This is a genomic window from Kitasatospora sp. NPDC086009 (genome assembly GCF_044540385.1).
Taxonomy (GTDB): Bacteria; Actinomycetota; Actinomycetes; order Streptomycetales; family Streptomycetaceae; genus Kitasatospora.
This window is the reverse complement of record NZ_JBITSA010000007.1, coordinates 26922-48503: the sequence shown is the minus strand read 5'-3', so window position 1 is coordinate 48503 and position 21582 is coordinate 26922. Positions and strand designations below refer to the sequence as shown.

Sequence of the window (21582 nt, the reverse complement as noted above, 5' to 3'; positions counted from 1 at the left end):
CTCCGTGGTGCACTCCTTCAAGGGCCAGGTGGCCGTCGTCACCGGATCCAGCCGGGGCATCGGCCTCGGGATCGCGCGCGAGCTGGTCGCCCGCGGGGCCCGGGTCTGCCTGACCGCCCGCACCGCCGAGCCGCTCGCCGAGGCCGTCCGCGACCTGGGCGGCCCCGAGGTCGCCATCGGCGTCGCGGGGAAGGCGGACGACCCGGCCCACCAGGACGAAGCGGTGGCCCGCACGATGGAGGCCTTCGGCCGGCTGGACCACCTGGTCAACAACACCGGCATCAACCCGGTCTTCGGTCCGGTCCTGGACACCGACGAGGCGGCCGCCGCCAAGATCCTGGCCGTCAACGTGCTCGCCCCGCTCGGCTGGACCCGCCGCGCGCACGCCGCCTGGATGGGCGAGCACGGCGGCTCGGTGGTCAACGTCGCCTCGATCACCGGTATCCGCGCCTCGCTGGGCATCGGCATGTACGGCGTCTCGAAGGCCGCCCTGATGCGGCTGACCACCGAGCTGGCCGCCGAACTCGGTCCCCGGGGCATCCGGGTGAACGCGGTGGCACCGGCCGTGGTCAAGACGAAGTTCGCCGCGGCGCTCTACGAGGGCCGCGAGGAGCAGGTCGCCGCCGCGTACCCGCTGGGCCGCCTCGGCGTCCCGGAGGACGTCGCGGGCGCGGTCGCCTTCCTGCTCTCCTCCGACGCCGCCTGGATCACCGGCCAGACCCTGGTCGTCGACGGCGGCGTCACCCTCGGCGGCGGGATGTGACCGCCGTGACGGACGAACACGGGAGCCCGGCCGCCGAGTACGCGGGCCAGGGCGTGGTGGTCACCGGCGCCGGGCGGGGGATCGGGGCCGCGCTGGCCCGCGCCTTCGCCGCGGCCGGTGCCCGGGTGGTCGTCAACGACCTCGACGCCGCGGCCGCCCGGAAGGTGGCCGCGGACTGCGGCGCCGCCGCGGTGCCCGGCGACGCGGCCTCCGCCGAGGGTGTCGCCGCGCTGGTCGACGCCGCCCGGGCGGCGCTCGGCGACATCGACGTCTGGTGCGCCAACGCCGGCGTCGCCCCGGTCGGCGGGGCCGGCGCGCCGGCCGCCGCCTGGGCGAGCGCCTGGGAGGTCAACGTGCTCGCCCACGTACGCGCCGCCGACCTGCTGCTCCCCCGCTGGCTGGAGCGCGGCAGCGGACGGTTCGTGGCCACCGTCTCGGCCGCCGGGCTGCTCACCATGCTCGGCTCGGCCCCGTACGCCGTCACCAAGCACGGCGCGCTCGCGTTCGCCGAGTGGCTCGCCGCCACCTACCGCCACCGGGGCGTGCGGGTGCACGCCCTCTGCCCGCAAGGGGTGCGCACCGACATGCTGGCCTCGACCGGCGCGGTCGGCGAGGCCCTGCTGGCACCGACCGCGCTGGACCCGGAGGACGTCGCCGGGGCCCTGCTGACCGCGCTGCGCGAGGACCGCTTCCTCGTCCTGCCGCACCCCGAGGTCGCCGAGTACTACGCCGCCCGCGCCACCGAGCCGGACCGCTGGCTCGGCGGCATGAACCGGCTCCAGCGGGAGCTCGAAAGGAACGAGGCGCTGTGAGGGCCTGGCAGGTCACCGAGCTGGGCGAGCCGCGCGAGGTGCTGCGGCTGGCCGAGGACGTACCGCGCCCGGCTCCCGGGCCCGGGCAGCTGCTGGTCCGGGTGAAGGCCGCCGCGGTCAACTTCCCGGACGCGCTGATGGTGCGCGGCCAGTACCAGGTCCGCCCGCCGCTGCCGTTCACCCCCGGCGTCGAGCTCTGCGGCGAGGTGGTCGCGGGCGAGCGCGCCGGGGAGCGGCTGATCGGCACCCCGCTGCTGCCCGCCGGCGCCTTCGCCGAGTACGCCCTGCTGGACGCCGCGGCGGCCTTCCCGGCCCCGGCGGCGCTGGACGACGCGGAGGCCGCCGCCCTGCACATCGGCTACCAGACCGCCTGGTTCGCGCTGCACCGGCGGGCCGCCCTGCGGGCCGGCGAGACGCTGCTGGTGCACGCGGCGGCGGGCGGGGTCGGCAGCGCCGCCGTCCAGCTCGGCCGGGCGGCCGGCGCGCGGGTGATCGCCGTGGTCGGCGGCCCCGCGAAGGCGGCCGCCGCCCGCGAGCTCGGCGCCGACCTGGTGGTGGACCGGACCGCCGAGGACTTCACCGCGGCGGTCAAGGAGGCCACCGGCGGACACGGCGCGGACGTGGTCTTCGACCCGGTCGGCGGCGCGGCCTACACCGGCTCCACCCGGTGCGTCGCCTTCGAGGGCCGGATCGTGGTGGTCGGCTTCGCCGCCGGCGAGATCCCGGCGCCCGCGCTGAACCACGCGCTGGTGAAGAACTACAGCATCCTCGGCCTGCACTGGGGCCTCTACAACACCCGTGACCCGCAGGCCGTGCTGGCCGCCCACGAGGAGCTGACCCGGCTGGCCCGGGCCGGTGTGGTGCGACCGCTGGTGAGCGGGCGCCTCCCGCTCTCCGGGGCGGCCGAGGCCGTCCAGCGGGTCGCCGACGGCCGCAGCACCGGCCGGCTGGTGGTGCTCGGGGAGTAGCACCGGCGGGGCCGCGCCCCGGTCACCCGGCCGAGTCCGCGGCCGCTCCCGCGCCCTGCGCGATCACGTCCAGGGCCGGGCGCGGCGGGCGGCCGAGCAGGGCGGCGAGGTCCCCCGGCTTGCCCGGCCCGGTCAGGAAGCCGTGGGCGATCGCCGAGTACGTCCCGGCCACCATCGGCACCTGGAAGTCCGCGGCGCCCGAGGCCGCCACGGCCGCCCGCGCCCCGGCCAGCGTGCCGGGCCGGTACTCGACCGTCCGTCCGCCGGCCCGGGACAGCGCCGCCGCGACGTCCGCGCCGCCCACCGCCTCCTCGCCGACCAGCTCGTAGACCCGCCCGGCGTGCCCGGCCGGGGCCAGCGCCACGGTGGCCGCGACCTCGGCCAGGTCCGCGCGGGCGACCGCCGCCAGCCGGCCGTCGCCGAGCGGCGCGGTGATCACACCGTCCCGGTCCGGCGTGGCCAGCGAACCCAGCAGTTCGGCGTAGAGCCCGTTGCGCAGGATCGTCCAGCGCAGCGAGGCGGACTCGCGCAGTCGCCGCTCGGTCCAGCGGTGCGCCAGCGCGTAGGCCAGGTGGTCGCCATCGCCGGAGAGGCTGGTGTAGACCACGTGCTCGACGCCGGCCCGCTCGGCGGCCTCGATCGCGGCCCGGTGACGGGCGATCACCACGTCGTCCTCGCCGTAGCCGGCCGAGATCAGCAGCAGCGTCCGCACCCCGGCGAAGGCGGCCGCCAGGGTCCGCGGCCGGTCGAAGTCCACCGTCCGGACGGGTACGCCGGCCGCCGGGGTCCGCTCCGGGGTGCGGCTGCCGGCCAGCACCCCGTCGAGCCCGCCCGGCAGCGCGGCCAGCCGCTCCAGCACCAGAGCGCCGAGTCCTCCGTTGACACCGGTGACGAGAAGCACCACGACCTCCAAGATCGGTTCCGGGCCCGCGGCTCTCCGCGCCGCCCGGTGACCATCCTCGGTACCCTGACCGTTCGGCGTAAGGAGGCACTTCGATGTCAGTGGGGCACACCGCGGTAACCACCCCCCGGCCGGTGGTCTGGTGCGAGGACGGCGTGGACTGCGGGATCCGCGGGCTGCTGGACCGGCTCGGCGACAAGTGGTCCGTCCTGGTGGTGGTCGAACTCGCCCAGGGCGTCCGGCGGTTCCGCGAACTCCAGCGCGCCGTGCCGGGCATCTCGCAGCGGATGCTGACCCTGACGGTACGCCGGCTGGAGCGGGACGGGCTGGTGTCGCGGACCGTCCACCCGACCGTCCCGCCGCAGGTGGACTACGAGCTGACCGCGGTCGGCCACAGCCTGACCCATCTGATCCGGGCCATGGTGGACTGGTCCTACGACCACCACGACGCGATCCTCGACTCCCGGCGCGACTGGGACGCCGCCAACCCGGACTCCGAGATCCGCTGACCGCGCCCGGGGCCGGTGCCGCCCCGGCCCGCCCCCGGGCCGCCCCGGGCCCGTGTCAGCGGGCGAACTCCATCTCCGGGAAGCGCGGCGAGGGCCCGTCCAGCAGGTGGTCGTCGTGCCCGCGCAGCCACCGGTCGAAGAACGAGGCCACGTACGCCCGGGTGGCGAGCACGGCCCGCTCCGGGCGGACGTCACCGACGTCGGCCCGCAGCGCCTCGCCGTCCACCGCGCCCTGCCGGGCGAGTTGGGGCAGCAGCGACTGCGCGTCGGTGTACGAGCCGTGCTGCGAACCGGCCAGTGTGACGTCGGCGCGCCAGCCCCGGCTGTGCTGCCAGAGGGCGTCCCAGCCGGGCTGGTGGTGGTAGTCGCCGGAGTCCGCGCTGTGGGTGCCCATCAGCAGGAACGGGCGGTCCAGACCGTCCTCGGCGACGCTGCTCAGGAAGACGCCCTCGCCGGTCGGCCCGGGGAAGTGCAGCTGGCCGTCCATGTTGACGCCGGCGGTGACGCGCGGGTCGTCGTGCATGGTCTGGACGGCGGTGAAGCCGCCGGCCGAGTGGCCCACCATGCCGATCCGGGTCAGGTCCAGCGAGCTCCCGAGACCGGCCGGGAGCCGCCGGTCGGTGCGCAGCGCGGCCAGTTCGTCCAGGACGAAGCGGGTGTCGTCGACCCGGGCCCGCATCGCCTTGCGCAGCAGGGCGCCGATGTCGAGGTCGGGCGTGCCGAGCATGCCGGGGAAGACCGACGTGGCCAGGCCGCCGTCCGGGAAGGCCACCTCGGAGGCGTCGTAGGTGTGGTCGACGGTGACCACCACGTAGCCGCGCGAGGCGAGGTCCTCGACCAGGCCGGTGCCCCAGGTGCGGGGGTCGCCGAGCCCGGCCGAGTAGAGCACCACCGGGCGCGGGCGGCCGCCGCCGGGCAGGGCGGGCGCGTCCTGGCGGGCGTGCGTGCGGATCGCCGACCAGTCCGTCCGCCCGCTCGCCGCGCGGTAGTTGAAGACGGCGGCGCCGCCGTCGCCGCCGAAGTGCTCGGCGGCGCCCGGCTCCATGAAGCGGGCCCGTTCGTCGCCGACCGCGGGGCGCGCGGTCGGGTACCAGAGGCTGATCATCAGTTCCCGGGCCCGCCCGGGCTGCCACGGGTCCGCCCGTCCGGCGTCGGTGAGGTGCAGCGAGGTGGTGCCGACCGGGTACGGCCCGGTCGGCTGCGGCAGCCAGGCGCGGGCCCGGCGCTCCGCCACGGCCGGCGCGTCCAGCGCCGCCGCCGGCGCGACCGCCGTGCCCAGCACCGCCGTGGCCGCCAGCAGCGCCGCGATCCTGGTCCGCCTGCCCTGCCCCGGCCCCCGCCTGCGCGTGACACCCCGCACGACCTCCCGCGTCACTCCCCGCATGGCTCCCCCAGCTCCTCACCGTCGACGACCGCCGCCCACCGGCCGGGCCCGTACCGTGACCGTAGGGGCCGGGGTGGTGCACGAACGTCATACCGCGGAGCCAAGTGCCGCCGTGCTACCGCGGTATGACACGCCGGGCGCGGTGCCCGACGGTCACCCGCCCGGCGGCCCGCGCCCAGGGGCCCGCGCCTAGCGGTCGCCCGCCCGGTGGCGCTTGAGCTCGCGCCGGGCCAGCGAGCGCTTGTGCACCTCGTCCGGTCCGTCGGCCAGGCGCAGGGTGCGGTTGCCGGCCCAGAGCTGGGCGAGCGGGGTGTCCTGACTGACGCCGGCCGCGCCGTGGGCCTGGACGGCCTTGTCGAGGATCCATTCGACGGTGCGCGGGGTGGCGATCTTGATGGCCTGGATCTCGGCGTGCGCGCCGCGGTTGCCGACGGTGTCCATCAGCCAGGCGGTCTTCAGCACCAGCAGCCTCAACTGCTCGATCCGGACCCGGGATTCGGCGATCCAGTCCTGCACCACGCCCTGCTCCGCGAGCGGGCGCCCGAAGGCCACCCGGTCCAGCGTCCGGCGGCACATCAGCTCGACGGCGCGTTCGGCGATGCCGATCGCCCGCATGCAGTGGTGGATCCGGCCGGGCCCGAGCCTGGCCTGGGCGATCGCGAAGCCGGAGCCCTCGGCGCCGATCAGGTGGCCGGCCGGGACCCGGACGCCGTCGAAGTGGACCTCGGCGTGGCCGCCGTGGTCGGCGTCGTCGTAGCCGAACACCTTCATGCCCCGCCGGACGGTGACCCCGGGGGTGTCGCGCGGGACGAGGATCATGCTCTGCTGACGGTGCGGCTCGGCGCCGGGGTCGGTCTTGCCCATCACGATGAAGATCCGGCAGCGCGGGTTCATCGCGCCGGTGATGTACCACTTGCGCCCGGTCACGACGTACTCGTCGCCGTCGCGCTCGATCCGGGTGGCGATGTTGGTGGCGTCCGAGGAGGCGACGTCGGGCTCGGTCATCGCGAAGGCGGAGCGGATCTCGGCGTCCAGCAGGGGCCGCAGCCACCGCTCGCGCTGCTCGGCGGAGCCGAACTGGGCGAGCAGCTCCATGTTGCCGGTGTCCGGGGCGGCGCAGTTGAGGGCGGGCGGCGCGAGTTGCGGGCTGCGCCCGGTGATCTCGGCGAGCGGCGCGTACTGGAGGTTGGTCAGGCCGGCGCCGCCCTGCCCTGGCCGGTCCGGGTGGTCCGCGTGGTCCGGGTGGTCCGGGCGGTCCGGCAGGAAGAGGTTCCACAGGCCCTGCTTGCGGGCCTCGGCCTGCAGCTCGGCGACGATCGGCGGCACGTCCCAGGCGGGCCGGCCGGGGTCGGCCAGCTGGGCCTCCAGGACGGCTTCGGCCGGGTACACGTGCCGGTCCATGAAGGCCAGCAGGCGCTCGCGCAGCTCTTCGGTCCGGGCGTCGTAGGCGAAATCCATCGGTCGGTGCTCCTACCGGGCGGTGAGGGTGGTCAGGCCGTGTTCGGCGAGGACGGGTGCGATCTCGGCGGCCCGCTCGAAGCCGGCGCCGAGGGTGCGGCCCTGCCGGAAGCGGAAGTGGATGCCCTCGGCGACGACGGCGAGCTTGAAGGAGGCGAAGGCCACGTACCAGTCGAGGTCGGCGGCGGCGCGTCCGGTGAGTTCGGCGTAGCGGGCGACGAGTTCGGCGGCGGCGGGGAAGCCGGGGGCGGTGGCGGCGGAGGGGATGATGCCGCCGCCGACACCGGCGAGTTCGGTGTACATCACCAGCAGGCCGACGTCGGTGAGCGGGTCACCGAGGGTGGACATCTCCCAGTCCAGGACGGCGGTGATGGCGTCGTGCCCGTCGACGAGCACGTTGTCCAGCCGGTAGTCGCCGTGGACGAGCGCGGGCGCCGGGGAGTCGGGCAGCCGGGCGGCGAGCAGCTCGTGCAGCCGGTCGACGCCGGGCAGGTCCCGGCTGCGGGAGGCGGCGAGCTGGGTGGACCAGCGGCGCAGCTGGCGCTCCAGGAAGCCCTCGGGGCGGCCGAAGTCGGCGAGGCCGACGGCGGCCGGGTCGATCCGGTGCAGGGCGGCGAGGGTGTCGACCAACTGCTCGCCGAGGGCGTGGACGCGCTTCTCACCGAGGGCGGCGAGCGGGCCGGCGTCGCGGTGCGCGGTGCCGGGGACGTACTCCATCAGGTACCAGGGCGCGCCGAGGACGTCCGCGCCGGTGTCCAGCAGCAGGGTGGCGGGGACAGGGACGCCGGTGCCGCGCAGGGCGGTCATCACCCGGTGCTCGCGGCCCATGTCGTGGGCGGTGGCCAGCACGTGCCCGAGCGGCGGGCGGCGCAGCACCCAGCGGGAGGTGCCGTCGGTCAGCAGGTAGGTGAGGTTGGAGCGGCCGCCCTCGATCAGCTCGGCCCGCAGCGCGCCCCGGACGGTGCCGGGCAGTTCGCGGTCCAGATGGCCGCGGAGCCGGTCGAGGTCCAGGCCGGGCGGGTCGGCGGGGGTGTCGGGCATGGGCTCACTCTCCTGGTCAGCGTTTCTGACTAAGCGCTTGCTTAGCATTCAGCGGAGGGCTGTGCGCTGTCAATGCCGCCGTACCGCCACAATGTCGCCATGAGGTTGATCCACACCCTGGCCGGCGCGCTGATCCTGGTGCTCACCGTCGCGAGCATCCTGCGCACCCTGGTCGTGCCGCGCGGCCTGTACTCCTCCCTGGTGCACCGGCTCTGGCGGGGCCTGCGGGCGCTGCTGCGGCTGTCCGCCACGCCCTTCGGCGGCTACCGCGCCCAGGACCGGGCGCAGACCTGGCTGGCGCCGCTGATCCTGCTGGGCATGCTCGGGGTGTGGCTCGGCAGCATGCTGCTCGCGTACACCCTGCTGCTGCACGGCACCTCGCGGCTGAACTGGGCGGTCTCCTTCCGGGAGGCCGGCTCCAGCCTCTTCACCCTCGGCTTCGCCAGCGGGGACCGGCTCCACCTCTCGGTCATCGACTTCATGGCCGCCGCCAGCGGCCCGCTGGTGATCGCCCTGCAGATCGCCTACCTGCCGACCCTGTACGGCGCCTACAACCGCCGCGAGGTGGAGGTGACGCTCCTCAAGTCCCGGGCCGGCGAACCCGCCTGGGGCCCGGAGCTGCTGGCCCGGCAGTCCCTCGTGGACACCGAGACGGCGCTCCCCCAGCTCTACCGCGACTGGGAGCGGCTCGCCGCCGACATCGGCGAGAGCCACTCCAACTACCCCGTACTGCTGTCGTTCCGCTCCCCGCAGCCGAACCGCAGCTGGGTGGTGGGCCTGATCGCCGTCATGGACGCCGCCGCGATCCACCTGGCGATCAACCCGCGCTCGGCGCCGCCCGAGGCCCGCCTCGTCCTGCGGGCCGGCTTCACCGCGCTGCGCGACGTCGGCAGCTCGCTGCGCGTCGCCTTCGACCCGGACCCGGCGCCGGACAGCCCGATCCGCCTCAGCTTCACCGAGTTCGACGCGGCGGTGGCGATGATCACCGCCGCCGGGTTCCCCCGCGAACGCTCCGCCGCCGACGCCTGGCCGCACTTCCACGGCTGGCGCGTCAACTACGAGGCCCTGGCCTACGAACTGGCCCGCCGCAGCGACGCCGTGCCCGCCCTGTGGACCGGCCCGCGCGACTTCACCGCCCCGCCCATCCCCCCGGCCCGCCCCGCCGACCGCCGCCCGGAGGCACCGCCCCAGGGCTGGTGAGCCGGCGGCCACCCGGCCGGACGTCAGTACCCGGGTGCGCCGCCGTCGGGCCACCGGCACGCCCGGGCCATCGCCACCAAGGGCGGCGCCTCGGCGGTGGGCGGGACCTCGTTCACGACCTCGTAGCCCCACGCCTCGTACAGGGCGAGCACCTTGCCGCCCCCGGCCGCGGGGTTGACCATCAGCATGACGCGCTCCTCGCCACGGCCGCCCGCGAGCCCCTCGTGGATCCGGCGGGCAGCACCGGTGCCGCGCCAGCGTGCGCGCACCCCCAGCTCCCTGAGCGCGAAGGTCGGCGCGGCCGTCAGCTCCGGAGGTGTCGCCCTGGCCAGCCGGGCCCACCAGCGGTCGCCGGACTCCACGGTGTTGCCGTACGCGTACCCGACCGGCTCGGTGCCGTCGTACCCGAGGACGGCCTCGAACCCCGGCTGCCCGCTGTGCAGCTCCAGGCGCTCGACGAAGGCCGCGACGGCGTAGTTCGGCAGGTGCAGCAACGGCGCCCGCACCTCCGCGTACAGCGCGACCAGCGCCCGGCGCAGGGCCGCCGTCAGTTCCCGGTGGTGGTGCAGCACCGTCTCCGTCATGGGGCAGCCCTCTCCGGCTCGCGAACGTCCTGCTCCCACCGTTCCGCACGAACACCGCCCGCCGCCAGAGGGGGTTCGGCACGCCGCCGAACCGGCCGAGCACGCCGCCCGCGCTCCGGGACCGGGTATCGCGGCCCCGGCCGTGGGGCGGCGGTCGCGTCGGACGGCCGCCGCACGGGCGCGGCGCGTCAGACGTCGACCGGGGCGGCGGTGGCCAGCGAGCGCTCGGCGGCGGAGAGGATCTCGACCACCCGCAGGCCGAAGGCCGCGCCGCAGGGGTGGGGCTCGCCGGTGCGGGCGGAGTCGCGCAGGGCGTCCAGGGCGCGGTGGAGCGCGGCCAGCGGGCCCTCGCCGCGCTCGGGCAGGTGGACGACGCCCGACTCGCCGCGCAGCTCCATGCCCGTGCCGCCGGCCGCGAGCGGGGCGGTCAGGCTGAGCGCGAGGGTGCTGGACGCGCCACCGGCGTGCAGCAGCACGAGGTGGACGGTGTCCCGGGGGCCGGCGACCGCGGTCACCCGGACCGCGTCGCCCAGCACCGGGAGCAGCACCGAGAGCGCGTGGGGGCCGACGTCCCAGAGCGCGCCCTTCTCCTGCCGCCAGGGCGAGGCCGCGTACGGGCTGGTGCTGTCGGGTGCGAAGACCGAGCCGAGCCAGTCGGAGCGGCCGGTGAACCAGCCGCCGGTGGCGGCCTGCTTCTCGATCCACGGCAGCTGCTCGCCGCCGAAGCGGACGGTGAAGAAGACCACCGTGGCGACGCCGTGCGCCTCGGTGGCCTGGACGACACGCCGGGCGTCCGGGACGGTCAGCGCGACCGGCTTGTCCAGCAGCAGGTGGCAGCCGGCCTCGGCGGCGCGCACCGCGAGGTCCGCCTGGACGGTCGGCGGCAGCGCGATGGAGACGGCGTCCACCTCGGCGAGCAGCCGGTCGAGGTCCTGGTGGCCGGGCACGCCGTGCGCCTCGCCGAGCGCGGCGGCCGCCTCGGGCCGGCGGCCCCAGACGCCCGCGAGCTCGAAGTCGGGGTGCTCCGCCAGTACGGGCGCGTGCACCCGCTCCGCCCAGGGGCCGGTGCCCAGCAGTCCGATCCGCATGCTCTCTCTTCTCCCTCGCTCGTCCCTGCCCGGCGCCGTCGCGCGCTGCTCAGCGCTGGACGCGGGCCAGGGTGAAACCGTCGTAGCCCTTGCTGCCGACCGTCTGTACGGAGGTCGCGGACACCCGCGGCTCGGCGGCGATCAGGTCGTGCAGCCGGCGGATCGCGACCACCGCCGGGTCGTCGCTGTCCGGGTCGGCGACGGCGCCGCGGCGCACCACGTTGTCGACCACGATCAGCGAGCCCGGGGCGGTGAGCTCCAGCGCCCGGGCGAAGTACTCGGGGTTGCTCTGCTTGTCGGCGTCGATGAAGACCAGGTCGAACGGCTCGGCGCCGTCCGCCACCAGCGCGGCCAGCGAGTCGGCGGCGCGGCCGAGCCGGACCTCGGCGACCTTCTCCAGGCCCGCCCGCGCGAGGTTCGCCCGGGCGACCTCGGCGTGCGCCGGGTCGATCTCCAGGGTGATCAGGGTGCCGTCGGCGGGCAGTGCCCGGGCCAGCCAGATCGCGCTGTAGCCGCCGAGCGTGCCGACCTCCAGGATGCGCCGCGCGCCCTGGGTGAGGGCCAGCAGGTGCAGCAGCTTGCCCTGGTTGGGCGCCACCGCGATGGGCGGCAGCCCCGCGGCTTCGGCGGCGGCCGTCGCGGCCTCCAGCACCGGGTCGTGCCCGACCATCCGCTCGGAGAAGTAGGCATCCACCGCGTCCCACGTCTGCTCCGCCACAACGCCCTCCACCTGCTGCTTTACATGCCACCGCCGGGGTAGCCCGATGCTACCCCGGCGGGAGGACTGCTCTGCTGGAACGCTCCGGTGCCGATCAGTCCACCGCGGGAGCGCCCACCGCGGGCTCGGCGGCGGCCGCCGCCTCCTCGGCCTCGCGGGCCCGGGCGGCCTTGCCGGCCCGGCGCTTCATCAGCCAGGCCGAGAGGGCGCCGCCGGCCGCGGCCAGCAGCAGACCCACCCAGGAGAAGCGCGACAGCCACTGCTCGGCGACCTTGCCGACCTGGTACACCAGCAGGGTGGTGCCGCCGGCCCAGACCACGCCGCCCAGCACGTTGGCGATCAGGAACTTCCAGTACGGCATCTTCAGCGCGCCCGCGAGCGGGCCGGCGAAGATCCGCAGCAGCGCGATGAAGCGGCCGAAGAAGACCGCCCACATGCCCCACTTCTGGAACGAGCGCTCGGCGCTGGCCAGGTGGTCCGGCCCGAAGTGCTTGGGGAACTTCCGTCCGAGCTTCTCGAACAGCGGCTTGCCGCCCTTGCGCCCGATCGAGTAGCCGATCGAGTCGCCGATGATCGCCCCGAGGATCGCGCAGACCGCGACCCAGACCGGGCTGACCACACCGCGGGCGGACAGCAGGGCCGCCGACACCAGGGCGATCTCGCCGGGCAGCGGGATGCCCAGGGACTCCAGCCCGATGATCAGCGCGACCAGGGCGTACACCGCACCCGGTGGGACGCTCTCGATCCAGGCGTCGATGTGCAAGGCCGTACCTCCGTGGCAGGACGAGATCCGTTCGTGGGACGGGCCGTGCCCGGTCCGGTGGGTCTCGACGACGATCCGATGGCGGCACCAGGCCGCTCCCCGAAAGATGCAGCCTAACGTGCCGGGCGGCCTGTCCCCCCGGCCGATCACCCCCGATTACGACGTACGACACACCTCCGTGGTTCCGGGTGGCGGCACCCGGCGTCGGGAAGCGAGGCCGGGCCCGACCGCCCGGCGGCGCCGGGCCGGCCCTGCGGCGCCGGATCAGCGCGCGCCGGCCCTGGAACGGCGGTGGTAGTCCACGGTGACGATCGCGAGCAACGGGCCCCAGAGCAGCAGCGGGGCGTAGCAGAGGGTCATGGCCAGACCGGCCAGGCCGTGCGGGGCCTCCGGGTTGCCCATGGCGTTCGGGCCGTACCACCCGCCGAAGCCGGCGGCGAAGGTGAGCGCGGTGACCGCCACCGCGCCCAGTCCGGCGGGGACCACGGCAGCCCATGGACGCACCCGGCGGCCGCCGATCAGCGGCAGCCAGCGGGGGGTGACCCGGCCCCAGGGGCGGACCAGGCCCAGGGAGAGGAAGGCCAGCGTCTCGGCGAGCGCGCTCAGGGCGAGCACGTAGAGGGTGGCCCAGCCCGGCATGTGGGCCGTCATCTGCCGTTCCATCGCCCCGGAGAATCCGACCGGGATGCCGACGCCCAGGGCGACCCGCCAGAGCCCGGACGGGACGGCGGTCAGCGCCGCGACCTTGGCCACCCGGACCGCCCACGGTGCGGCGGGCCGGTACGGGAGCGGGGTGGCGACGGCACTGGTGGTGGGGGTGACTGCGGTGCCCAGCATCGGAGTTCCTCTCGTCGTTCGGTGTGCCTCCAGCCTGGCGGCGGGGCCGGTACCGGCGGCAGATACCGATCGGGAGGTCCGCGGGCGCCCCGCCGCCCCGGCCTGTGCCGTTCGGCACGGGTGGCGGCGCCGCCAGGTGCATAGGCTGGGCGCATGATCGGGGAATGGGGGAGCATCGTGCCGGTGCTCGCGGTGGCGGCCGCAGTGCGGATCGGGCGGCCACGGCCGACGGCGGCGGCGGGGGTGGTCTCGCTCGCGCTGACCGCCGTCGGGGCGGCGCTGGGCGGCTTCGGCGAGGACGGCCCGGCGGGGCCGGTCGGAGTGGCCGAACTGATCGGGCTGCTGGTCCTGGTGACGATGACGGTGCGCACCGGCCGGGGACGGGTGGCCGTCGGGGTCCTAGCGGCGGCGCTGCTCTGCTGGCCGCTGCGCTATGCCGCGCCGGTCGAGGGCTGGCAACAGGTCGGACTCCTCGGCTTCGGCGCGGTCGGGGCCCTGGGGGCGGCGCTGGTCGGCTTCTACCTCTGGTCGCTGGACGGCCTGCGGCGCCGCGAGGTGGCGGCCGCACGCCGGGCCGAACAGCTGGAACTCGCGCACGACCTGCACGACTTCGTGGCCCACGACGTCAGCGGGATGGTCGCGCTGGCCCAGGCCGGCGGCTTCCTGGCGGAGCCGCACCCCGAACTGGCCGAGGTGTTCCGGCGGATCGAGCAGTCCGGCCAGCAGGCGCTCTCCTCGCTGGACCGGACGGTCGCCCTGCTGCGCGCCCCGGACGGGGACGCCGCCGGCCGCCGGGCCCCGCAGCCCGGCCTGGCCGAACTCCCCGCGCTGGCCGAACGGTTCACCGCCTCGGGGGCCGCCGAGGTCCGGCTCGACCTGCCGGAGCGGCCGGTCGGCCGGGAGGCCGGGGCCACCGTCCACCGGATCGTGGTCGAGGCGCTGACCAATGTCCGGCGGCACGCCCCCGCCGCCCGATCGGTCACCGTGTCCGTCCGCCGACTCGACGGGCAGCGGCTGGAGTTGACCGTCGCCGACGACGGCGGAGCGGTCGAGAGCCCGCCCCGGCGCCGGGGCGGGCACGGCCTGAGCGCCCTGGCCGCCCGGGTCGAGGCGCTCGGCGGTACGCTCGATGCCGGGCGCGCCGGGCAGGGCTGGCTGGTCACCGCCACGTTTCCGCTGCCGGCCGAAGGGGCCTCATGAGCATCCGCGTCCTCCTGGCCGACGACCACGACGACATCCGCGCGGCCTACCGGATGATCCTGGACGCCCAGCCCGACCTCACCGTGGTGGCGGAGGCCGCCGACGGCCTCGCCGCGTTCGAACAGGCCCGCCTGCTCCGCCCCGACGTGGTGCTGGCGGACATCCGGATGCCGAAGCTGGACGGCCTGGAACTGACCCGGCGGCTGGCCGGGCCCGAGGTGGCCGACCCGCTGCGGGTGGTCGTGGTGACCACCTTCGACCTGGACGAGTACGTGCACGCCGCGCTCCGGCACGGCGCGGCCGGCTTCCTGCTCAAGCGGTCCAGCCCCGCCCTGCTGGTCGAGGCGGTCCGGGCGGCGGTGGCCGGTGACACCCTGATCAGCCCGCAGGTCACCGTCCGGCTGCTGCGTCGACTGGCCGCCCCCGCCCCGGCGTCGCCGCAGGCGGAGCCCGCCGAGCCGCTGACCCCGCGGGAGACCGAGATCGCCGGGCTGGTCTCGGGCGGGGCGACCAACGCGGAGATCGCCGAGCAGTTGTTCATCTCGGCCGGCACGGTCAAGAACCACCTGGCGAACATCCAGCGCAAGCTCGGCGTGCGGAACCGGGTCGGCATCGCCGCCTCGGTCTGGGGTGACCGCCGATAGCGGGAGGGCCGCCGATAGCGGGACGGCCGGTGGTAGCTGGACGGCCGGTGATAGCGGGACGGCCGGTGATGCCGGGGGCCGCCTACGGGGGCGGCAGGAGGCTTCCCAGCGGGCCGAGGTCGAGGTTCAGGTCGGCGCGGTTCAGGCCGTAGCGGGCGCAGAGGTCGTCCATCCTGTCGTGAAGCGCCATCAGGGTCGCACCGAGTCGCTCCTCCTGCTCCTCGCTGAGGTCCCCGGCGTCGACCCGGCGCAGCGCCTGGCGCTCCATGAGCTGCCGCAGGAGTTCGACCAGGGTGAGCACGAGCTGGACCAGGTCCCGTTCGACGTTCTCGGGGTCGGTGCCGGCGGTGTTGATCCTGCGGGCCGGGTGGGGCTGCCGGCCCCGCACCCGACGGCCGTCCTCGGGGGACGCGGGCAGCAGGCGGAACGCGCGATCGGCGGCCGCGGCGACCTCCGCGTAACGACGGCCCCGGCCATCACGCTCGGCGCGGCCGGTGTCACCGGCGCGGTCGGCACCGCCGGTCCGACCGGCGTCCGAGGGGCTCACGGCCCATCACCGCCGAGCCGCCTGCCGTCCTGCCACGGAGAGAGCTCCGGGCCGCTGATCGAGACGATCAGGGCCCGCAGCGAGATGCGCACGAGGTCGACGTCGGCGACGGACAGCACGATGTCGCCGGTGAGGACGACACCCCCGCCCAGCAGCCGGTCCAGGAGGTCGACGAGGGCGATCCGGCGGTCCGGCAGCGGCTCCTGCCCGCCGTACCGGTCGCCCGGCCCGGGCTGCTGACCGTTCATACCGGCCGTTCACCACCCGTCGGCTCGTCCTGGGGCAGGACGGCGAAGGAGTAGGGCGCCCACGGGCCGGTGACCTCGACGCGGACCCCGTTCAGCCCCTGCCCCGCCCGCAGGACGTCCTCGCGGAACACCCCGGCCCGCTCCACGGGCACCAGGTAGGCGTCGTTGAGCACGTTCTCGCCCTGTTCCCCCACCGGCTCCCCGCTGTGGACGCGGTGGTGCGCCCGGGCCACCGCCAGTCGGGCCGCGGCGGCCTCCACCCGGGCCGCTGCCTGTTCCGCGGCGCGGTAGCGCTCCGCGTGCCGGTCGCGCACGGCCCTCCGGGCGTGCAGGTAGGCCCGGCCCGGCCCGACGTCCGCGGGCGGCGGACCCTCGGGCACCGGATCCGGTGCCGGAGCCTCGACATAGATCTTCACGCCCCATTCGACCTGCGCCGCGAGCCGGTCGAGCGCCGCCGTGAACTCGTCCTGCCGGGCGTCGAGGGCGCTGCGCACGCCGTCGTCGTCGAAGTACACCGTCGCGAGGCGCAGCGGGAGGACCGTGGTGACCGCGGCGAGCGCGGCGACCACGGCGTGGTGGGCCCGGGCCGCGGTTTCGAGCCACTGGAGGTCCTCCAGGTGCTCGGCGAGGGCGTCCTGCCGGAAGTCCTCGGCGGGGACGCGGCTGACGGCCGCCGCGAGCCCGGGGTCGTCGGCGTGCAGGAGCAGCACCGGGGCGCCGGCGATCCCGTGCGCGCCGGCGGCGGCGGGCCCGAGGGCTTCGGTGCTCCTGGCGATGGCGTAGGCGTAGACGACGGTGCCGGCCATCACTCCTCCCGGGTGCGTCGCGTGCGGGGCGCCGGGGCGGCGCGCTTCGCGCGTGCGGGGCGGCGGACGGGGGGCTCCTCGGCGGCCGGTGGCAGGCCCGGCTCCGCCCGCAGCCGGGCGAGTTCGCCGCGCAGGCGCTCGTTCTCGGCCTCCAGTTCCCGTGCCGGCTCCCGGTCGGCGGCCGGCAGGGGGTCGCCCCGGGCGCGCGAGGAGAGCGAGGGATCGTGCTCCCACCAGTCGATGCCCATCTCCTTGGCCTTGTCCACCGAGGCGACCAGCAGGCGCAGTTTGATGGTGAGCAGTTCGATGTCGAGCAGGTTGATCTGGATGTCACCGGCGATGACGATGCCCTTGTCGAGGACGCGTTCGAGGATGTCGGCGAGGTTGGCGGAGGAGCCCTGGGCGTAGGGCGGTGCGGCTCGGGAGGAGGTGGAGCCGAACCTGTCGGCGATGGGTTGTGTCACGACCGTTCGGCCTTCCTCTCCTGGTTCGGGCCCCTGGCCGGGGCCGGACGGGTCACGGCTCCCCGCGCTGCCATGCCCTGATCTCGTCCAGCCGGTCGAGGAGTTCGTCCTCCCGCCGGTCGAAGGTCTCCTCGTCGATGTCGCCGGCGAGCAGGGCCTGCTCCAGTTCGGCCAGTTCGCGTTCGACGGGCGCGGGATCGTAGTACTGCTGCTCGGCTGCTTCCTGGATGCGTTCGGCCACCCACACGGCGCCGCGGACGGGCGCCAGCGGCAGGGTGAGGATCTGCGTGATCAGACCCATGGGCTTCCTCGCTTCCTCCGCGTCATCTTCTCCGCGTGGTCTTCTCCGCGTCCTCGGACTCAGACGAAGCTGTACGCGGGCAACGGACCGTGCAGGCGCAGGTCCACGCTGTCACCGAGTTCGGCGGCGAGGCCCTTCTCGGCCGTCAGGAAGGCGTCCTCGGCGTCACGGGCGACGAGGAAGGAGATGCTCAGGAAGACGTCGCCGGACGGCGGGGAGGATCGTTCGTCGCGCGCGTGGGGCCGCAGCGCCTGGGCGATGCCGGCGGCGAGGGCCTCCTGGCGGGCGCGCACCTCCTGGGAGACGAGTTCGCCGAGCACCACCGGGGCGTCGGGGGCGGCGCGCCCGCCGCGGATCTCGTCGTTGAGGCGCCGGGCCTCCGGCGACTCCGCCAGGATCCGGCGCAACAGGCTCTCCTCGTCCTCGGTGGCCTTGAGGTGGAACTCGGCGCACCCGTCGAGTTCGCTCAGCCGGGCCGCGTACTGCTCGGCGTTTTCGGTGAGGGCCGCGCGGACGGCGTCGTCGTCGGGGGCGGTCAGGCCGAAGCGCAGCGGGAGAACCGTGCCGCCGGCCATGAGGCGCTCCTGCACCGCCTGGTGGGCGGCGAGGTCGCGGCGTTTGGCGCGCAGGCCGGGCGGCGCGTCGCTGACGACCGCGGTCAGCCGTCCGCTGTCGACGGTCCGCAGGGCGGCGGGGTCCGCTCCGACTCCCGCGAGGCCGCTCAGGTCGAGCGGATGCGTGCCGGCGACGATGGAGTAGACGTAGACGGCCATGGTTCACTCCTCGCGGTGCCGGGCCGGTCGGCGGGCCGGGCGCTCGCGCTTCTCGGCGGGCTCCTTCTCCTCGTCGCGGCCGCCGCGCACGGCGTCGGTGACGGCCTCGACGGCGCCGGACAGCGCACCCTTGCTCTTGCCCTTGGCCCCGCCTTCGGTGACCTCGCCGACGATGTCGGTCAGCTGGGCGGGTGCCTTGCGCCCGGACTCCAGGTCCAGACGGTTGCAGGCCTCCGCGAAACGGAGATAGGTGTCCACGCTGGCGACCACGATGCGGGCGTCGATCTTGAGTATCTCGATCCCGACCAGGGAGACCCGGACGAAGACGTCGATGACCAGGCCACGGTCCAGGATGAGTTCGAGGATGTCGTACAGGTTGCCGGACCCGGCGCCGCCGGGCCCCGCACCGCGGGAGGCCACGCCCCCGCCTGCTGACTGCGGTACGACTGTCACGCTGGGCTCCGTTCCCGGTCGCTCGCAGCGATGTGCGGGTGGCCGTTCCTCTCGTGTCGGTCGGGCGTTCCGGCGGCCGCGGTACGGCGGACCGGCCGGGACGGCGTTTCGGGCGCCGGCGAGCCTTCGGACGACGACGCGTCTTCGGACGACCGCGCGGTCTTCGGGCGACGCCGAGTCAGAGCCGGTCGATCTGGCCCCGGCTGTACCGTCGCGTGCGCTCGTAGGCGACCAGTTCACCCTCTGCGTCCAGGGTGACCCGGTAGGTGGCCATCACACTGGTGGTGGGAGGAATCCGCTCCAGCTCCAGCACTTCGACGTCCGCCTGCCAGCCGTCCTCGACGGGCTTCACCGCGGAGACCGACTCCGGGGCCCGGCCCAGCAGTTCTTCGAGCTGCCGGGCCGCACACCGGATGGCCTGCGGCGCGGACACCTTGCGTGGCCGCCGCCGTGGGGCCGCCGCGGCCCGCCGGGCCGTAGGAGTACGGGCCGGTGGGCTGTCCTCGTCGGAAGGACGCCGCGTCCTGCGCGCGGGCCCCTCGGGATCTGCGGCCATGACCATCTCCGGGCTGTTGTCCCGGCCGCACGCCTGCCCCGAGCCGGGATCAGGCAAACGCGCGCGCCCCGAATAGGAACATCCCAGCTGGGAACACGCGTCGGTGGGGCGGGGTGCGGCGACCCGGACCGCGACATGTGCACGAAGTGCTGCCCTCCGCGCGATGCTCCTCGGCCCTTTGGCCATGCCGCCTGAAGGGAAGACCTCATGAACGACACCACCAAGATCGCCCTCGCCGCCGCGGTCGCCGGCGGGTACGTCCTCGGTCGAGCGAAGAAGGGCAGGATGGCCTTCGCCGCGGCCACCTACCTGGCCGGCCGCCGCTTCGGCCTGGACCCGCGTCAGCTCGCGACCGAAGGGTTGCGCAAGCTCGCCGATACCCCCCAGGTGGCGGAACTCAACGAACAGGTCCGCGGCGAGCTGCTCTCGGCCGGACGCAAGGCGGTCGCCGCCGCTGCCGACCGCCAGCTGGCCAACCTCGCCGGCACCCTGCGCGACCGGACCAAGAACATCGGCGCGAAGAAGCAGGAGGAACCGCCGGACGAGGACGAGGAGGAGTACGGGCCGGAGGAGGACGAGGAGGAGCCCGAGGAGCCGGCCGACTACGAGGAGGAGGACGCCGAGGAGGACGAGGCGGAGGAGGACGAGGCGGAGGAGGACGAGGCCGAGGAGGACGAGGCCGAGGACACGGGGGACGACCAGGACGACGAGGCCGGTGACGACCGGGACGAGACCGAGGACCGGGAGCCGGAGGACGAACAGGGCGAGGACGAGGCACCGCCGGAGCCCCCGAAGCGCCGACGCAGCGCCCGCAAGGCGGACGCGGAGGAGGAGCCCGAGCCCGAGCGGCCCCAGCGCCGTCGCCCGAGCGCGAGCGCCGCACCCCGCTCCCGGAGGCGGCCGCCGAAGGAGACGGACTCCGCCGAACCGGCCGCCGAGAAGCCCGCTCGGAAGAAGCCGGCTTCGGCCACAGCGCGCGAGAGCCGCCCCGCGGCCAAGAGGAGCGCGCCCGCCGGGAAGACGACCGCCGAGAAGACGGCGCCGGCCCGGAAGACGGCACCGGCCCGGAAGGCCGCGGCGAAGAAGACGGCGCCCGCCAAGAAGACGACGACCGCGGCTCGGGCGAAGCCCGCCGGCAAGGCGGCCACGACCGCGAAACGGGCTCCCGCGAAGAAGGCCCCGGCCAAGAAGGCCACTGCCAAGAAGACCGCCGGGACGAAGCCGGCGGCCCGGTCCGGGCGCGGGAGGGCATCATGACCACCACGCAGCGCGGCGCCCCCGACACGGATGGCCACTCGGGCCTGGACAGGCTTCGCGAAGAGGTCGTCCACTACCTCGGCGCGCAGGCCGAACACCTCGCCGAGAAGGCCGGGGGCAAACTTACCGAGGTGACCGACCAGCTCAGCGACGTCGCGGCGAACGGCGGGACCCTCCCCGCGGTCGGCGCCCGCGTCCTCCAGGGCGACTCCCCGGTGAAGGCCTTCGTCGGGGAGAAGGCCAAGAGCCTCAAGGACAACGTCGTCGGCAAGGTCAAGGAAGCCTTCGGCAAGGGCGGGAAGGGCGGCAAGAAGGCCGGCAGCACCAAGGTGATGAACATCGTCGAGGTGCTCGACGTCGGTGTCCCGCTGCGCCTCGCGTACGACCGGTGGACCCAGTACGAGCAGTTCAGCGGGTTCACCAAGGGCGTGCGCAGCGTCAACAAGGGCGATGACGTCAGCAGCGACTGGAAGGTCAAGGTGGGCCCCTCCACCCGCAGTTGGAAGGCGACGGTCCAGGAGCAGGTGCCGGACGAGCGGATCGTCTGGAGTTCGGAGGGCGCCAAGGGCACGACGCACGGCGCCGTCAGCTTCCACGAGCTGACCCCGACCCTGACCAGGATCGTCCTGGTCGTCGAGTACTTCCCCTCGGGGCTCTTCGAGAAGACCGGCAACCTGTGGCGCGCCCAGGGCCGCCGGTTGCGCCTGGACTTCAAGAACTTCCAGCGTTACGTCACTTTCGGTGACGACGAGGTCGACGGCTGGCGCGGGGAGATCCGCGACGGCGAGGTCGTCCGCACCCACGAGGAGGCCATGGAGGAGGAGGCCGACCAGGACACCGAGGACGGCGAGGACACCGAGGACACCGAGGACGACGAGGCGACCGGCCAGGACGACGAGGCGACCGGCGAGGACGACGAGGGGTACGACGACGAGGACGAGGACGAGGACGAGGAGCCGGAGGACGAGTACGCGGACGACGACTACGCCGAGGACGAGGACGAGGACGAAGGGGAAGAGGAAGAAGCGGAGGAGGACGACGGCCCCTACGCGGAGGACGAGGAGTACGGCGAGGAAGGCGAGTACGAGGACGAGGAGGACGAGGACGAGGAAGCCGAGGACGACCGACCGGCAGGCCGCGGCGGCCGCTGAGACGCGGTCGACCGCGCGGGCACGGCCCCGCTACGGGCCGTCCCCCGGCTGGGCGAACGATCGGTCGCGCTGCCGCGCCGCACCCCGTCCGGCGCGGCAAGGTGGTCGAGTGCGCGTGCAGAGCGCACAGTCCGCCGAGTCCGCGAGGTGATCCGC

26 protein-coding genes are annotated in these 21582 nt (G+C 75.1%); 9 read left to right on the top strand and 17 right to left on the bottom strand.

What is annotated here, in order from left to right; translation table 11 throughout:
* Positions 1–4 precede the first annotated feature (4 nt).
* Genes ACIF6L_RS18995 through ACIF6L_RS18985 form a run of 3 tightly spaced genes read left to right on the top strand, consistent with a single transcriptional unit; the run spans position 5 to position 2543 of the window.
* Positions 5–763, top strand: a complete 759-nt coding sequence (locus tag ACIF6L_RS18995; RefSeq protein WP_329486046.1) for an SDR family oxidoreductase — start codon at positions 5–7, stop codon at positions 761–763.
* Positions 764–768: 5 nt separating this feature from the next.
* A complete protein-coding gene (locus ACIF6L_RS18990; RefSeq protein WP_352293003.1) occupies positions 769–1575 on the top strand; it encodes an SDR family oxidoreductase in 807 nt (268 codons plus the stop codon).
* Positions 1572–2543 carry an NADPH:quinone oxidoreductase family protein gene (locus tag ACIF6L_RS18985; RefSeq protein WP_396486408.1) on the top strand — a complete coding sequence of 324 codons (972 nt, stop codon included), beginning with the start codon at positions 1572–1574 and terminating at the stop codon, positions 2541–2543. Before ACIF6L_RS18990 ends, ACIF6L_RS18985 begins: the two co-directional genes overlap by 4 nt.
* 22 nt (positions 2544–2565) lie before the next feature.
* On the opposite strand, the gene ACIF6L_RS18980 is transcribed toward ACIF6L_RS18985, so the two are convergent.
* Positions 2566–3444, bottom strand: a complete 879-nt coding sequence (locus ACIF6L_RS18980) for an NAD(P)H-binding protein (protein WP_396486738.1) — start codon at positions 3442–3444, stop codon at positions 2566–2568.
* Positions 3445–3539: 95 nt separating this feature from the next.
* On the opposite strand from ACIF6L_RS18980, the gene ACIF6L_RS18975 reads away from it, so the two are divergent.
* Entirely contained in the window at positions 3540–3953 is a 414-nt protein-coding gene (locus tag ACIF6L_RS18975; protein ID WP_329486049.1) for a helix-turn-helix domain-containing protein, read from the top strand.
* Between the two features lie 55 nt (positions 3954–4008).
* Here the strand turns inward: ACIF6L_RS18975 and ACIF6L_RS18970 are convergent, their stop codons facing one another.
* The 3 genes from ACIF6L_RS18970 to ACIF6L_RS18960 form a co-directional block, all read right to left on the bottom strand.
* On the bottom strand, positions 4009–5337 hold the full coding sequence (locus tag ACIF6L_RS18970; RefSeq protein WP_396486409.1) for an alpha/beta hydrolase family protein: 1329 nt from the start codon (positions 5335–5337) through the stop codon (positions 4009–4011).
* A 189-nt stretch (positions 5338–5526) separates the two neighbouring features.
* A complete protein-coding gene (locus tag ACIF6L_RS18965) occupies positions 5527–6795 on the bottom strand; it encodes an acyl-CoA dehydrogenase family protein (protein ID WP_396486410.1) in 1269 nt (422 codons plus the stop codon).
* 12 nt (positions 6796–6807) lie between these two features.
* A complete protein-coding gene (locus ACIF6L_RS18960) occupies positions 6808–7836 on the bottom strand; it encodes a phosphotransferase family protein (protein ID WP_352292995.1) in 1029 nt (342 codons plus the stop codon).
* Positions 7837–7935: 99 nt separating this feature from the next.
* On the opposite strand from ACIF6L_RS18960, the gene ACIF6L_RS18955 reads away from it, so the two are divergent.
* Positions 7936–9036, top strand: coding sequence for a hypothetical protein (locus ACIF6L_RS18955; protein ID WP_396486411.1), 1101 nt, complete (start codon positions 7936–7938; stop codon positions 9034–9036).
* A gap of 23 nt (positions 9037–9059) precedes the next feature.
* On the opposite strand, the gene ACIF6L_RS18950 is transcribed toward ACIF6L_RS18955, so the two are convergent.
* The 5 genes from ACIF6L_RS18950 to ACIF6L_RS18930 form a co-directional block, all read right to left on the bottom strand.
* The gene (locus ACIF6L_RS18950; protein ID WP_396486412.1) at positions 9060–9620 is read right to left on the bottom strand and encodes a GNAT family N-acetyltransferase; all 561 of its coding nucleotides are present in this window, start codon (positions 9618–9620) and stop codon (positions 9060–9062) included.
* 188 nt (positions 9621–9808) lie between these two features.
* Positions 9809–10708 carry a Gfo/Idh/MocA family oxidoreductase gene (locus ACIF6L_RS18945; RefSeq protein WP_329486056.1) on the bottom strand — a complete coding sequence of 300 codons (900 nt, stop codon included), beginning with the start codon at positions 10706–10708 and terminating at the stop codon, positions 9809–9811.
* Between the two features lie 49 nt (positions 10709–10757).
* A complete protein-coding gene (locus tag ACIF6L_RS18940) occupies positions 10758–11426 on the bottom strand; it encodes an O-methyltransferase (RefSeq protein WP_396486413.1) in 669 nt (222 codons plus the stop codon).
* Between the two features lie 94 nt (positions 11427–11520).
* Entirely contained in the window at positions 11521–12189 is a 669-nt protein-coding gene (locus tag ACIF6L_RS18935) for a DedA family protein (protein ID WP_396486414.1), read from the bottom strand.
* A 264-nt stretch (positions 12190–12453) separates the two neighbouring features.
* Positions 12454–13026, bottom strand: a complete 573-nt coding sequence (locus ACIF6L_RS18930; protein WP_396486415.1) for a hypothetical protein — start codon at positions 13024–13026, stop codon at positions 12454–12456.
* A gap of 153 nt (positions 13027–13179) precedes the next feature.
* Here ACIF6L_RS18930 and ACIF6L_RS18925 point away from each other — a divergent pair, with 153 nt between their 5' ends.
* Together ACIF6L_RS18925 and ACIF6L_RS18920 are read left to right on the top strand one after the other, a co-directional pair.
* A complete protein-coding gene (locus ACIF6L_RS18925) occupies positions 13180–14226 on the top strand; it encodes a sensor histidine kinase (protein ID WP_396486416.1) in 1047 nt (348 codons plus the stop codon).
* Positions 14223–14870 carry a response regulator gene (locus ACIF6L_RS18920; RefSeq protein ID WP_396486417.1) on the top strand — a complete coding sequence of 216 codons (648 nt, stop codon included), beginning with the start codon at positions 14223–14225 and terminating at the stop codon, positions 14868–14870. Before ACIF6L_RS18925 ends, ACIF6L_RS18920 begins: the two co-directional genes overlap by 4 nt.
* Positions 14871–14952: 82 nt before the next feature.
* Here ACIF6L_RS18920 and ACIF6L_RS18915 read toward each other — a convergent pair whose 3' ends face one another.
* The 8 genes from ACIF6L_RS18915 to ACIF6L_RS18880 all read right to left on the bottom strand — a co-directional run bounded on the left by ACIF6L_RS18915 (position 14953) and on the right by ACIF6L_RS18880 (position 19018).
* A complete protein-coding gene (locus ACIF6L_RS18915; RefSeq protein WP_359807961.1) occupies positions 14953–15417 on the bottom strand; it encodes a gas vesicle protein K in 465 nt (154 codons plus the stop codon).
* Complete coding sequence (locus ACIF6L_RS18910) at positions 15414–15665, bottom strand: gas vesicle protein (protein WP_329486065.1); 252 nt, start codon at positions 15663–15665, stop codon at positions 15414–15416. The genes ACIF6L_RS18915 and ACIF6L_RS18910 overlap by 4 nt, the downstream gene beginning before the upstream one ends.
* Complete coding sequence (locus ACIF6L_RS18905) at positions 15662–16471, bottom strand: GvpL/GvpF family gas vesicle protein (RefSeq protein ID WP_396486418.1); 810 nt, start codon at positions 16469–16471, stop codon at positions 15662–15664. Before ACIF6L_RS18905 ends, ACIF6L_RS18910 begins: the two co-directional genes overlap by 4 nt.
* Complete coding sequence (locus tag ACIF6L_RS18900; RefSeq protein WP_396486419.1) at positions 16471–16935, bottom strand: gas vesicle protein; 465 nt, start codon at positions 16933–16935, stop codon at positions 16471–16473. The genes ACIF6L_RS18905 and ACIF6L_RS18900 overlap by 1 nt, the downstream gene beginning before the upstream one ends.
* Before the next feature lie 52 nt (positions 16936–16987).
* Positions 16988–17236: a gas vesicle protein GvpG gene (locus ACIF6L_RS18895; RefSeq protein ID WP_329486068.1), complete on the bottom strand. Its 249-nt coding sequence runs from the start codon at positions 17234–17236 to the stop codon at positions 16988–16990.
* A 59-nt stretch (positions 17237–17295) separates the two neighbouring features.
* Positions 17296–18009 (bottom strand): GvpL/GvpF family gas vesicle protein, encoded by a 714-nt coding sequence (locus ACIF6L_RS18890; RefSeq protein ID WP_396486420.1) that lies wholly within the window; start codon positions 18007–18009, stop codon positions 17296–17298.
* Between the two features lie 3 nt (positions 18010–18012).
* Positions 18013–18462 carry a gas vesicle structural protein GvpA gene (locus ACIF6L_RS18885; RefSeq protein ID WP_396486421.1) on the bottom strand — a complete coding sequence of 150 codons (450 nt, stop codon included), beginning with the start codon at positions 18460–18462 and terminating at the stop codon, positions 18013–18015.
* 178 nt (positions 18463–18640) lie between these two features.
* The gene (locus ACIF6L_RS18880; RefSeq protein WP_329486072.1) at positions 18641–19018 is read right to left on the bottom strand and encodes a gas vesicle protein; all 378 of its coding nucleotides are present in this window, start codon (positions 19016–19018) and stop codon (positions 18641–18643) included.
* A 207-nt stretch (positions 19019–19225) separates the two neighbouring features.
* On the opposite strand from ACIF6L_RS18880, the gene ACIF6L_RS18875 reads away from it, so the two are divergent.
* Together ACIF6L_RS18875 and ACIF6L_RS18870 are read left to right on the top strand one after the other, a co-directional pair.
* Complete coding sequence (locus ACIF6L_RS18875) at positions 19226–20275, top strand: histone protein (RefSeq protein WP_396486422.1); 1050 nt, start codon at positions 19226–19228, stop codon at positions 20273–20275.
* Positions 20272–21426: an SRPBCC family protein gene (locus ACIF6L_RS18870; RefSeq protein WP_396486423.1), complete on the top strand. Its 1155-nt coding sequence runs from the start codon at positions 20272–20274 to the stop codon at positions 21424–21426. The genes ACIF6L_RS18875 and ACIF6L_RS18870 overlap by 4 nt, the downstream gene beginning before the upstream one ends.
* Positions 21427–21582 lie beyond the last annotated feature (156 nt).